The following is a 12912-nucleotide window of genomic DNA, read 5'->3' as shown; positions in this document are numbered from 1 at the left end:
CGAGCGAAGTGGATACCGGTTTGCGTGAGGAAAACGCGTCAAAACAAAATGTTAGAGTCCGGTTCTGATTCAATCAGAACCGATAAGGCGCTAGTCGCGCAGCAGTTCGTTGATGCTGGTTTTGGCGCGGGTGCGCTCGTCGACGCGCTTGACGATGACGGCGCAGGCGGTGGCGGGACCGGGTTGGCCGTTCTTCAGCGGCCGGGACGGCAACGTACCGGGCACCACCACGGCGTATTCCGGGACTTCGCCGACAAAAATCTCGCCGGTGTCGCGGTCGACGATCTTGGTCGAGGCGCCGAGGAACACGCCCATCGCCAGCACCGCGCCCTTGCGCACGATCACCCCTTCGGCAACTTCCGAACGCGCACCGATAAAGCAATCATCCTCGATGATCACGGGTTCGGCCTGTAACGGCTCCAGCACGCCGCCGATGCCGACGCCGCCGGAAATGTGGACGCGCTTGCCGATCTGCGCGCAGGAGCCGACCGTCGACCAGGTGTCGATCATGGTGCTCTCGTCGACATAGGCGCCGAGATTGACGAAGGACGGCATCAGCACCACGTTCCTGGCGATGAAGGCCGAGCGGCGGACGATGGCGCCGGGCACCGCGCGAAAGCCGGCGTCGCGAAACCGGTTCTCGCCCCAGCCGTCGAATTTCGAAGGCACCTTGTCCCACCAGGAGGCCTGGCCGGGGCCGCCGGGAATCGTGCTCATGTCGTTGAGGCGAAACGACAGCAGCACCGCCTTCTTCAGCCACTGGTTGACCTTCCACTTGCCGTCGGCCTCGCGCGCGGCGACGCGCGCCTCGCCCTTGTCGAGCAGTTCGAGCGCGTGATCCACGGCCTCGCGGACCTCGCCCTGGGTCGAGGTGGAGATGCCGTCGCGGGCGTCGAACGCGGCGTTGATGGTGGATTCAAGGGAGGCGAGCGACATCGGGATTCCTTGTAAATATTATGACGGCCAGTTGACGGGCTTTTTCGGAATTTGGGAGGAGAGAGTCAAGGTGGCTGGCGTCGTCCGGGCCGCCTCCCTCCATTCGTCGTTCTCGCGAAAGCGAGGACCCATAACCACAAATCTCATTTTTATGCGGAGCTGGCGGCCCCATATGGGTCCTGCCGTTCGCTGGGATGACAAGACCGAGTTTATGGCGTCTCGTCCAGTCTCTGCAAAAACCCCGTCAAATCGTCGGTGACATGATCGACATGAGCCGCGCCGCGGCCTTCGAGTTCCCAGTCCTCGCGCACCACTTCCTTGCTGCCGTCGGGCACCACCAGCACCGTCGTCATGCCGAGCCGGTGCGGCACCACGAGGTTGCGCGCCAGATCCTCGAACATCGCTGATTTCGCAGGATCGATGCCGTGAATCCTGAGGAATTTCTGGTAGGTCTGCGGCGCCGGCTTCGGCTCGAGCTCGGCGGCGATGATATCGAACACCGCCTCGAAATGCGCCCCGATGCCGAGCCGCGCCAGCACCGCGTCGGCATGATCGGTCGAGCCGTTTGTCAGGATCAGCTTGCGTCCGGGCAGTTTGGCGATCGCAACCCCCATCGCCGGATTCGGCTGCAACGGGGAATGGTCGATCCGATGCACATAGGCGAGGAAATCGTCGGCGCTGACACCATGCTCGGTCATCATGCCGCGCATGGTGGTGCCATGGCGGCGATAATAATCCTTCTGGATCAGCCGCGCTTCTGACGGAGAAATGTTGAGATGAGCGGCGACGAACTCGCCAATCCGTGCATCGACCTGCTGCCACAGATTGACGTGATGCGGATACAGCGTGTTGTCGAGATCGAACACCCAGGTATCGACATGGGCGAAGGAATGGGTTGTTTTCATGGCTCTCTCAACTCGTCAACACAAGGCGGCTCATCATGGCATCGTAAAGCGCAAGGTTTTGCCGCCGCCGCCGATATCGACTGCGGCAAAACCGGTGGCGGCGAGGCCGCGGGTGGCGCAGTCGCCCTGTTCGGTGATCTCGAACTTGCTGTCGCGGGTGCAGAGCAGCTTCGTCCCGCCCCAGTTCAGCGGCTTGTCCTTGAGCTTGATGGTGCGGTTGTCGGCGTCGACCGCCTCGGCGAAGCTGAAAATCTGCCTGGGCTGCCCCGTGACGTCGGGATGCAGGCATTTGCCGGGATCGATGCGGTACCAGCCGCGGCTGGTGACGGTCTTGCCGTCGTCGGCGCCGACCGCTGCCACGACCTTGTGCGGCGTATCGTTGCACCAGGTCAGGCCGCTGGAGGAGGGAGCCTGCACCGCGTCGATCATGGTCGCGAAGAAATTCGCGGACTGCACAGAGTCGGGCGGCAGCCCACGGCTTTTCAGGAACGAGGCGAGCGCGCCTTGCGTCTTCGGGCCGTCGACGCCGTCGATCGGGGCTGCATCATAGCCCGCGATGACGAGGAGGCGCTGGATGCCGGCGAGCCTCGCCTGCTCGTCGTCATATTCGCTGTCTTCGGCAAGATAGGCGGCCATATTGCCGTCCTCGGCTTGCGTCGGCGTGACTTGGGTAAAGGGGGCCGGCGTTTGCCCCGAGCGGCACTGGCGAGCGGCGGCGATCACGAAATCATCCGGTGCGACGCACAGCATATCGCTGCCGTTCTGCGGGATCGGCGAGGCGCCATAGACGCCGAGCGCCCGGGCGTTGAGCAAAACACGATCCCCGGTCAGCGGGCCCTGCAGGACGACGCGGCACATTGCGGGATCGATGCGGAACCAGCCTCGCGTCGCCGTCGTGGCCTTGTCGTCAATGCTGATCGCGGCCTCGACCACATAGCTCATGCGGTTGCAGATTTTCAGGTCCGCATGGGCCGGCGCTGAAGATGCCAGAAATGAGACGATCGCTGCGGCAAGCGCCATCGATATAGGGGGGAACGTCGAGGAAGAGCGCCCGGTCCTTGGATCGTGAACCTGCCGGCGCTTCCGGGCGCCCATGTCTTCCCGGTGGCCGAAAAACAAGACGTGGATGGCCGGAATAAATCCGGCCATGACCGTTGTCATTCGCGCCGCTGCTGGTGTTGTCACTTGTGGATCAGCGTTCCCGTTCCCTGGTTGGTGAACAGTTCGAGCAACACCGCATGCTGGGTCTTGCCGTCGATGATGACGACGCCCTCCACGCCCTGTTCGAGCGCATAGATGCAGGTTTCGACCTTGGGAATCATGCCGCCGGAAATGGTGCCGTCGGCGATCAGCTTGCGCGCGTCCTTGATCGAGAGTTCCGGAATGAGTTTCTTCGACTTGTCGAGCACGCCGGGAACATCGGTCAACAGCAGCAGCCGTTTGGCTTTGAGCGCGCCGGCGACCGCGCCGGCAAAGGTGTCGGCGTTGACGTTGAAGGTTTGGCCTTCTTTCGACGTCGCCAGCGGCGCCAGCACCGGGATTAGTTCATGGCCGATCAGCTGGTTCAGCAGCGTCAGGTCGACCTTCTCGGGTTCACCGACGAAGCCGAGATCGACGACCTTCTCGATGTTCGAGTCCGGATCGACCATGGTGCGCGTCACCTTCGACGCCGTCACCATATTGCCGTCCTTGCCGCACAGGCCGACGGCCTTGCCGCCGGCCTCGTTGATGTAGCCGACCAGCTGCTTGTTGATCGAGCCCGCCAGCACCATCTCGACGATCTCGATGGTGGCGGCGTCCGTGATGCGCAGGCCGGCGGCGAATTCCGAATGAATGCCGAGCCGCTTCAGCATGGTTGCGATCTGCGGCCCGCCGCCATGCACCACCACCGGATTGATGGCGGTCTGTTCGAGCAGCACGATGTCACGTGCAAATGCCTTGGCGATGTCCTCCGCGCCCATGGCATGGCCGCCATATTTGATGACGATGGTTTCTTCGTCATACTGCTGCATATGCGGCAGCGCCTCGGACAGGATGCGGGCCTGATCGAGCGGACTGATATTTGGCGCGTCGGTCATGAAGGAGCTCTCACGGTCGGGAGGATCGGCGGGTTCTATCCGATTGGCGGGCATGGCGCAAAGCATGCCCTTAAAAGCATGTCCTGAAATGATTCAGGTGCTGCGGCGCGGCCATGCCGCCGCGACCGCAAGCACGAGCCAACTCGCGATCAGAAGCGTTCCGCCCGTCGGTGCGGCCATCGGAAACAGGCGTTGGCCGGCATATTGCCGCAGCGCCAGATCGCCGGCGAACAGCGAAGCGGCGATGACAAAGCCCCAGGCGGCCAGGATACCGATCCTGCGATGGATGATGCCGCGCTCGGCCAGCGCCACGGCAGCGAGCACCGCCACGGCGTGAAACAGCAGCATCGAGGACGCCGATGCCAGCCGTGCGGCGTCCGGCAGATGCGCGGCGCCCGCGGCCAGGATGACGCCAAAGGCGCCCATGACGCCGGCCAGGACGACCGGAAGGCGCAACAGACGGGATTCCATCAGTGGCGCTCGTCGAGCAGGCGCACCATCGCGGCACGCAGTTCGGCCATTCCGGCGCCGGTACGCGAGGAAGTCGCCAGCACTTCGGGAAAGGCGGCGGGATGTTTGGCGAGCGCTGCCGTGGTGGCTGCCATCGTCGCATCCAGTTCGGAGTGTTTCACCTGATCGGCCTTGGTGAGCACGACCTGATAGCTTACCGCTGACCGGTCGAGCGTCTTCAGCACGTCAAGGTCCACCTCTTTGAGGCCATGCCGGGCGTCGATCAGCACATAGACCCGCGCCAGGCTCGATCTTCCCTGCAGGAATTTGTGAATCAGCGCGGTCCAGGACGCGACCTTGGCCTTGGGCGCAGAGGCGTAACCATAGCCGGGCATATCGACCAGCCTGAAGTGAGCCCTTTCGGGGCCCTCGAAGAAGATCAATTCCTGGGTGCGGCCCGGCGTATGCGAGGTGCGGGCCAGGCCGCTGCGGCCGGTCAGGGCGTTGATCAGGCTGGATTTGCCGACATTGGAGCGGCCGGCGAAGGCGATTTCCAGGCCGGCCATCGGCGGCAGCGTTTCGATCGACGGCGCCGCCCAGAAGAATTGCCAGTCGCCGGCGAACAGCTTGCGGCCCTGCTCGATCAGCTCCGCATCGTCGATGTCTGCGGTCATGCGATGGCTTCCGGTTGCAACTCCTCATGGCGAGGAGGCGCTTCAGCGCTGTCTTGAACCATGGGGCCCAAGAGAATCAAAAACCACTCATCCTTCGAGACGCGGCCGAAGGCCGCTCCTCAGGATGAGGGATCGAGGTGATCCGAACGAAACTACGTCGCCTTCTTCGAAGCGAACGTGGCCTTGAGATTATCGAACAACTCCACCTTCACGCCGTTGCGGCGCATGATGATGCTTTGCTGCAGCACCGACAGCGTGTTGTTCCAGGCCCAGTAGATCACGAGGCCCGCGGGGAAGCCTGCCAGCATGAACGTGAAGATCAGCGGCATCCAGGTGAAGATCATCTGCTGGGTCGGGTCCGGCGGCGTCGGGTTGAGCTTCATCTGGAACCACATCGTGATGCCCATGATGATCGGCCAGACGCCGAGCGCCAGATAATGCCCGAACAGCGGCAATTGAGTGGGATCGAAGTGAAGCAGTCCGAACAGGGTAAACAGGTTGGTCGGGTCCGGCGCCGACAGGTCCTTGATCCAGCCGTAGAACGGCGCGTGCCGCATTTCGATGGTGACGAACAGCACCTTGTAAAGCGAGAAGAACACCGGAATTTGCAACGCGACCGGAAGGCAGCCGGCGATCGGGTTGATCTTTTCCTTGCGGTAGATCTCCATCATCTCCTGTTGCTGCTTCACCTTGTCGTCGGGATAGCGTTCCTTCAGCGCGGCCAGTTGCGGCTGCACCGATTTCATCTTCGCCATCGAGGCATAGGATTTGTTGGCGAGCGGGAAGAACAACAGCTTCACCAGCACCGTCACCAGCAGGATCGCGAGGCCGAAATTGCCGACCAGGTGGTAGAAGAAGTCCAGCGCCAGGAACATCGGCTTGGTGATGAAATAGAACCAGCCCCAGTCGATCAGCAGATCGAAATGGTTGAGGTCGAGCGCCTTGTTGTAGCCGCCGAAGCCGCCGACCGGAAAGTTGATGCCGACGACGCTGGCTTCCTTGGCGCCGGCGAACAGCCGCGCATTGGCGCTGCCAGTGCCGCCGGCCGCAATGGTTTGCGGATCCTCCAGATAATCGGTCTGGTAGGTTCTGACGTTGCCGATCTGGCTTGAGGAGTAGCTCGCCTTCAGATGGGCGTTGGTGTCCGGCAGCAACGCCGCCGCCCAATATTTGTCGGTGATGCCGAGCCAGCCGTTGGTGACGTTGAATTCGACGCCCTTGGCGTTGGGCCGGTTCGGCAACGCCGCCGCATCGTCGATTTTCTTGTAGGCGTATTGCTGTAGGCCGTCGTCACCGAGATAGCCGATCAGGCCTTCGTGCAGGATATAGTAGCCCGCGACCTTCGGGGCGCCATGCCGCGAGATCAGCGCAAACGGATAAAGCGTGACCGGCGCGGTGCCGGCATTGGTGACTTCGTCCTTGATGGCGAAGAGGTAATGGTCGTCGATCGAAATGGTGCGGTGGAAGGTGAGGCCGTCGCCATTGTCGTATTTTAGCGTCACCGGGCTGGTCGGCGTCAGGCTGTTTGCGCCCTCCTGCTGCCACAAGGTGTTCTGGTCGGGGGTCTTTAACGCGGCGCCGCCGGCCGGGACCCAGCCGAATTCGGCGTAATATGGGCTCTCGGTGCCCGAAGGTGCGAACAGCACGATCGCGGGCGAGGCCGGATCGACGGTTTCGCGGAACTGCACCAGCGACAGATCGTCGATGCGCGCGCCCCGCAGCGAAATACTGCCGGCCAGACGCGGAGTGTCGATCTTGATGCGCGGGGCTGAAGTAATCGCCGCCTCGCGGTCGACGATCGGCGCATTGGGCTGCTCTGTCCCGGGCGTATTGGCGGTGGGTGCCGGCGTCGATCCGCCCTGCGGAGTGCCGGCAGTCTGGGCCTGCGGCACGGATTTCGCCAGTTCGCTCTGCACCTGCTCGGCGGCGCGCCGCTTCTCCATCTGCGGCAGGTTGAAGAAGTATTGCCAGCCGATCAGCACCAGGCCGGAGAGAATGACGGCGAGGATGGTGTTGCGATTATCATTCATCGTTCAAGGTCTCGTCATTCAGGTCTGGCTGCGGCTTGCGTCGCGCGATTTCTGGGGCTGCCGGTCGAGGCGATGGAGCGCCGAGCGGAGATCGTCGAGCAGGGTTGCGAAGTCGCGGGTCAAGGCGGTGCGACGGCCGACCAGCACATAATCACTGTGTGGCCGCATGGCTACGGTATCCAGCCGCTTCACTACTTCGCGAAGCCGGCGCCGGATGCGGTTACGCTCGGTGGCGGTGCCGTTTTTCTTGGTGATGGTGAAGCCGACCCGGACCGGGCCGCCATCGTCGCGGTGGCGGCTTTGCAGCACGAAGGCAGCGCTATTGATCCGCGCGCCATTGGCAACGGCGAGGAAGTCCGCCCGCTGCCTTAGCCGATCCATAATAGGTTCTCCGGGAGGCCCGGCTTCAGGCGCTCAAACGCTTGCGGCCGCGAGCACGGCGTGCGGCGAGCACTTTGCGGCCGCCAACTGTGGCGAGGCGGGCGCGGAAGCCGTGACGGCGCTTGCGCACCAGTTTGCTGGGTTGATAAGTCCGCTTCACGGGTAGTTCTCCGCTGACCGGGCAATTTTGCCGTTGAATTGAGATAAGCCCACAAATGCTGGCCGGCCCAAAGCGGGCCATTTCCGGCCCAAACGAGCCGCCCCGGATTAAACCGGGCCATCGCGGACAATTGGCGCGGCTTATACGGGAGGGACCCGTTTTCGTCAATCTGGCCGCTCGGGTATGTAATCCGCCCGGTCAGCGCCGTTCATTTAGCGAATTTCGGGTTTCGAAACGACCCCGGAAATCCATGATTTGATGGCGGTTTCGGCCAGAACCTTCCCTGGAGGGGTAGTGCTGGAATAAAAGAGGGTTTCTAAACCACCTTGCCAATGGAACCTGATGGTCCCTCAAAGGGGCACATTTTGTCCGGATATTCCGAATATATCGGCTATTGCGGTGTTTTCCGGTGCAGGATGATGCCCGCCGCGGGTATGCCATGGAAGCCATATCCCCGCACATTATCGAACCGTAATTTGTAATTGACCAATTCCGGCCTAAACGGGCTCGAAGGCCCGTCACAGCGAAGGCAGATACCGTGTCAGAAATCGATACCGTGTCAGACACCGAGGCGCAGGCGGTGATGGAAAAATCGCGGCCGTTGCCGTTACGGCGGCTCGGCCTGTCCGGCAAGCTGCTGCTGTTGACCATCCCGCTGGTCGCGATCGCGGGGATGCTGATCTACGTGCCTGCGATCGCCAATTTCCGGATGAACCGGCTGAATGACCGGCTGGCGGCGGCGAACACCGCAGCGCTGGTGCTCGACGCGGCGCCGTACGGCATGGTGCCGGATTCGCTGGCACGGCAGATCCTCGGCAGCATCGGCGCGCATGCGGTTGCCATCAAGATGGGGCAACAGCGCCGGCTGCTCGCCAGCGCCGACTTGCCGTCAGCCATCGACCATGATGTCGACATGCGGACGATGACGGCATGGTCGGCGATCGTGGATTCCTTCCAGACCATGCTCGAAAGCGGCAATCAGACGATACGCGTGATCGGGCCGGCGCCGGGCGGCGCGCAATTCATCGAGACCATCGTCGACGAGGCGCCGCTGCGCGCGGCGATGTACCGCTTTTCCCGCAATTTGGCGCTGGTCTCGATGGGAATCGCGGTCCTGACCGCCGGGCTGGTCTATGTCGCCCTGCATTTCCTGTTCGTGCGGCCGATGCGACATCTGACCGCCAATCTCGTCGGCTTCCATGAAGACCCCGAGAGTTCGGCCCGGATCATCGTCCCCAGCCAGCGCGGCGATGAGATCGGCGTCGTTGAGCGCGAATTATCCGACATGCAGCGCGACCTGGTGTCGATGCTGCATCAAAAAAGCCGGCTCGCCGCCCTTGGCCTCGCGGTGTCGAAGATCAACCATGATCTGCGTAATCTGTTGGCGTCCTCGCAACTGCTTTCCGATCAGCTCGCCAGCGTGCCCGATCCGCGGGTCCAGCGGTTCGCGCCGAAACTGATGCGTTCGCTGGAGCGCGCCATCGCGTTCTGCCAGTCGACGCTGTCCTATGGCCGCGCCCAGGAAGCGGCCCCGGATCGGCGGATGATCCTGATCGAGCCGATTGTCATGGAGGTGCGCGAGTCCGCCGGCCTGGCGTCGGATAACTCGATCGGCTGGATCAGCGCGATCGAGCGCGGCCTATCCATGGACGCCGATTCCGATCATTTGTTCCGGGTGCTGCTCAATCTGGTGCGCAACGCCGTGCAGGCGCTCGAGGGCCGTCCGAACGGCGATGTGGCAAGCCGGCAGATCCGCGTCACCGGGCGCCGTGAAGGCACTGTTGCGATCGTCGAGGTTTCCGACACCGGGCCCGGCGTGCCGGTGAAAGCCCGCGAGCATCTGTTCGAGGCTTTCCAGACTTCGGGCCGGCCCGGCGGCAGCGGCCTGGGGCTTGCGATCGCCGCCGAACTGATCCGCGCCCATGGCGGCGATATTCATTTGGTCGAAGGCACCATCGGAGCAACCTTCCGGATCGCCATCCCCGACCGGCCGGTGGAACTGCTCACCGTGCGCAACGAGCGGGCGCGGGCGTAAACATCGCCGGTTTCGGGTGTTTTCATCCCCTTGCGCGGATAACCCGGCGTCAACCGATCGGCAAAATCCTGGCTGATCGGACCTTGCCAAGGCCGTCCGGAGCCGGTAGCTATGGCGCGCTTTCGCGGCCTTTATATTCCCCGATAGCACGCGGCATCGGTGGGCTCTGCCCTGAAATGCTCCGCGAAAAACGCGCCCGTAGCTCAGCTGGATAGAGCACCAGACTACGAATCTGGGGGTCAGGAGTTCGAATCTCTTCGGGCGCGCCATTCTTGAACAGATTTACGAGCCGGGGGCGGTTGGCCATTCGGTCCCAGCGTTGACCGGAGATTATCGTTTGAGCCGGTAATCGGATCGTGTTGTCCGAGACAACGACTGAGCCGATGATTGCGCTGCGATAAGCCTTGCGGCTTGCGGCATCCCCAGAGACGAGCTTTTCACGCATCAACCGCATAAAACGCTCAATAATGACGGGATCGATTTCGATCGGATCGAGGCCCGATTTCTTCGCGTAGTCCAGCGCTTTGATTGGCTTGTCTCGGGCGCATTTCAAGGCGAGACGGTCATTTGCTCGGACCACAACTCCTTCTCGCACGCCGAAAACTTCCAGCCGCCGATTGGCAAGTCGCGTCCGAAGCAGGCCTCGTCGGCCATCAAGAGATGACCTACGTCACGTGTGCGATATCGCGCGCCGGTATTCGCCTGGTGTTACGCCGAGGCTACGACGAAACACCGCTGTCAAGTGCGCCTGACTGGAGAAGCCGCAGGCCGCTGACACCTGCGTGAGATTGCTTCGGCCACGATCGAGCATTTCTTGCGCACGGCGAATCCGCCGGCACAGAACATACGCGTGAGGACTCATGCCGATCGTCTCCCTGAACCGGCGCGCGAAATGATAGACGCTCATTGAGGCAACGCCCGCAAGCGAGGCCAAATCGAGATCTCGATCAATACTGGCTTCGATATAATCAACCACGCGTGCGACCCCGAGAGCGGGAATCTTTCCGAATGAAGTGCGAGGATGCTTGTCGCTATGGCTTGAGAATTGGCGCACCAGGATTTCCGACAGGATCAGCGCCCAGCTATCGAGAATGAGATTTGTCGGTTCGATCAAAGAGAGGGCATATCGAACCGACCGCACGGCATTGCATAGTCTGTCGCCTCCGATGCCTGACGGCATCCGCAGCTTGTCGTGCGCAAGCTCCCGGTTGAAGAGGTCCTCCGCGACGGTTTGGAGAAGGGTGAAAGGCACATATAGCTGAACGAAGCTGACAGGGTGCTCGAATCGCCAGCGCGCTCCCTCGAAGGGCTGCATTGCCACAGATCCAACCTGGCTTGGTATCGTCTCATTGTTGCGCCAGATGGGTCCGCCGCCTGTATTCAATGCGATGCAGACGAAGTCGGGGTCGCCGTCATTGTCACATGTCTCGACCGTGGAATGCCAGAATGTCGCCTTCAAAGAGCTGTTCGCGCCGACACCGATCGTCCGGACGGGTGCGATGACGTCGCACGCGAGGTAGCGCGGCGTAACATCAGACGCGGCGGGGCTACAGACATTAAGACCCTGCCGGCTTGCTGTGAGCATCTTGTCGTAGTTGATCGACGAGTCCTTCGGCATGTAACAACCACCTCTGCACGACGTATGGCGCGCCAACGCATGTTCCTATCATAGATAGGTGTTCTTCATTGAACTGAAGGTCCCCGAGACAAGTATTTTGATCAGCGATTTTGGTTGGTCGTTGGCCGGTCCGGTACGCGCAGCGAGGCGATGCCGCCGTCGAGGAAATCGGCAAGCCGGAACGGTTGCGCTGGCGACTCGGCGATCTGATGACCGCCTTCCTGTGGAAGGAACGAAAAAGCAAGAATCTGTAATAACGGCGCGGTGAGTAGGTGAGGCGCGATTGCGCGTCCGAGGCGAAGGAATGCGGCGGTCCTTGAGAAGGCAGCGTTCAGAAAAGCAAGATTTTGAAATGCCGCGCGTGGGATTTGAAAAGACCCTGCGCAGCATTTGGCTTAGATGCACAGAAGTAGCCAACGCCTGGATGGCTGAAGCTGTACCCGAGTTGCCACCCCAGGAGAATGGTTTGTCCGTCGATTCACCGCCGCTCCATACTGATGGAGAGCAGCTTTCCACCGGTGAAAACATCGGTGGTCGTCGTCGGTTTCACCTCGGCTTCATAGCTATCGGCGGCCACGGCCAGCCGACCGAACCCGACGGAAAGATCGGTCAGGCGTGTCGGGGGTGCCGGTCATGCTCCTCGTCATATCCGCTTATCTTGATGGCTCAATTGCGCGCCGGGTCTGGCAGCGCGAGCAGTCGATCTCGATCCACGGGTGGCCATCCGTTCCCGTCTAAAGGACTCTCGCCATGAGCCGCGTTCTGCTCCCGATCCCCAGCCGCGATTTCGACCCCACAGAAGTCGCGGTGAGTTGGAAGATACTGACGCAGCGCGGTCATCGGGTGGTTTTCGCGACGCCCGACGGCAAGCCGGGTGCCAGCGACCAGATCATGCTCTCCGGCATCGGGCTGGATCTCTGGAGCGGCATCCCGGTGCTCCGCAATATCCGCGTCCTGGGCCTCCTGCTGAGCGCCAATTCCGATGCACGGAACGCCTATGCCGAAATGCTGCGCGATCCGGCCTTTAATAGCCCGATGCGCTGGGACCAGATCGAGTCCAGGGACTTCGACGGCCTGCTGCTGGGCGGTGGGCACCGGGCGCGCGGTATGCGCGAATATCTCGAAAGCACTGTTCTCCAGCGGATCACCGCCGAGTTCTTCGCCGATGAAAAGCCGGTAGCTGCGATCTGTCATGGAGTCCTGCTGGCCGCCCGCAGCAAGCGGGCCGACGGCCGGTCCGTGCTGTACGGAAGAAAGACCGCGGCGCTGCCTTGGGCACTGGAACGCAAGGGCAGCGCTCTCGCTCATGTCGGACGTTTCTGGGACCGCAACTATTATCGCACCTACACTGAGGCGGCGGGGCAACCCGCAGGATACATGTCCGTGCAGCAGGAGGTTACGCGCGCACTGGCCAGTTCTGCGGATTTCATCGACGTTCCCGAGAGCGACCCCGAGTTCAAGCGCAAGACGAGCGGCACAGCCCGCGACACGGTGACGAACGACCGCCCCGCCTGGGTGGTGCGGGATGAAAATTATGTCTCGGCACGCTGGCCCGGCGACACCCATAGCTTTGCCCGCACATTCGCCGAGATGCTCGAGGCGAAGGCATCGTGACCGATCACGACGATGCAGAACCTTCAACTCG

At 62.1% G+C, this 12912-nt stretch carries 12 protein-coding genes and 1 tRNA gene; 3 read left to right on the top strand and 10 right to left on the bottom strand.

The genetic code is table 11. The features are described 5' to 3' along the window. Positions 1–90 precede the first annotated feature (90 nt). The 9 genes from dapD to rpmH all read right to left on the bottom strand — a co-directional run bounded on the left by dapD (position 91) and on the right by rpmH (position 7614). Positions 91–936, bottom strand: coding sequence for a 2,3,4,5-tetrahydropyridine-2,6-dicarboxylate N-succinyltransferase (dapD, locus tag HB630_RS18780; RefSeq protein ID WP_213773767.1), 846 nt, complete (start codon positions 934–936; stop codon positions 91–93). A gap of 209 nt (positions 937–1145) precedes the next feature. After that, the gene (locus tag HB630_RS18775; RefSeq protein ID WP_213773766.1) at positions 1146–1841 is read right to left on the bottom strand and encodes a pyrimidine 5'-nucleotidase; all 696 of its coding nucleotides are present in this window, start codon (positions 1839–1841) and stop codon (positions 1146–1148) included. A gap of 33 nt (positions 1842–1874) precedes the next feature. Next, complete coding sequence (locus HB630_RS18770) at positions 1875–2861, bottom strand: DUF1036 domain-containing protein (protein WP_213773992.1); 987 nt, start codon at positions 2859–2861, stop codon at positions 1875–1877. A gap of 161 nt (positions 2862–3022) precedes the next feature. Continuing rightward, positions 3023–3919, bottom strand: a complete 897-nt coding sequence (argB, locus tag HB630_RS18765; RefSeq protein WP_213773765.1) for an acetylglutamate kinase — start codon at positions 3917–3919, stop codon at positions 3023–3025. A 93-nt stretch (positions 3920–4012) separates the two neighbouring features. Further along, entirely contained in the window at positions 4013–4390 is a 378-nt protein-coding gene (locus HB630_RS18760) for a DUF423 domain-containing protein (protein ID WP_213773764.1), read from the bottom strand. Next, the gene (gene yihA / locus HB630_RS18755; RefSeq protein ID WP_213773763.1) at positions 4390–5043 is read right to left on the bottom strand and encodes a ribosome biogenesis GTP-binding protein YihA/YsxC; all 654 of its coding nucleotides are present in this window, start codon (positions 5041–5043) and stop codon (positions 4390–4392) included. Before yihA ends, HB630_RS18760 begins: the two co-directional genes overlap by 1 nt. A 152-nt stretch (positions 5044–5195) precedes the next feature. Then, positions 5196–7073, bottom strand: a complete 1878-nt coding sequence (yidC, locus tag HB630_RS18750; RefSeq protein ID WP_213773762.1) for a membrane protein insertase YidC — start codon at positions 7071–7073, stop codon at positions 5196–5198. 18 nt (positions 7074–7091) lie between these two features. Then, on the bottom strand, positions 7092–7454 hold the full coding sequence (gene rnpA, locus HB630_RS18745) for a ribonuclease P protein component (RefSeq protein WP_213773761.1): 363 nt from the start codon (positions 7452–7454) through the stop codon (positions 7092–7094). A gap of 25 nt (positions 7455–7479) precedes the next feature. Beyond that, a complete protein-coding gene (rpmH, locus tag HB630_RS18740; RefSeq protein ID WP_011471298.1) occupies positions 7480–7614 on the bottom strand; it encodes a 50S ribosomal protein L34 in 135 nt (44 codons plus the stop codon). A 583-nt stretch (positions 7615–8197) separates the two neighbouring features. Here rpmH and HB630_RS18735 point away from each other — a divergent pair. Then, positions 8198–9649, top strand: coding sequence for a HAMP domain-containing sensor histidine kinase (locus HB630_RS18735; protein ID WP_213773991.1), 1452 nt, complete (start codon positions 8198–8200; stop codon positions 9647–9649). Positions 9650–9841: 192 nt separating this feature from the next. Beyond that, positions 9842–9918: transfer RNA gene (locus HB630_RS18730), tRNA-Arg, on the top strand. Positions 9919–10319: 401 nt separating this feature from the next. Here HB630_RS18730 and HB630_RS18725 read toward each other — a convergent pair. Continuing rightward, positions 10320–11267: an AraC family transcriptional regulator gene (locus HB630_RS18725; RefSeq protein WP_213773760.1), complete on the bottom strand. Its 948-nt coding sequence runs from the start codon at positions 11265–11267 to the stop codon at positions 10320–10322. 750 nt (positions 11268–12017) lie between these two features. Between HB630_RS18725 and HB630_RS18720 the strand changes: the two genes are divergently transcribed. After that, positions 12018–12881, top strand: coding sequence for a type 1 glutamine amidotransferase domain-containing protein (locus HB630_RS18720; protein WP_213773759.1), 864 nt, complete (start codon positions 12018–12020; stop codon positions 12879–12881). Positions 12882–12912 lie beyond the last annotated feature (31 nt).

This window comes from Bradyrhizobium sp. dw_78, assembly GCF_018449525.1.
In the GTDB taxonomy this organism is placed as follows: Bacteria; Pseudomonadota; Alphaproteobacteria; order Rhizobiales; family Xanthobacteraceae; genus Bradyrhizobium.
The sequence above is the reverse complement of the archived record's forward strand: the minus strand, read 5'-3'. Positions and strand labels throughout refer to the sequence as shown.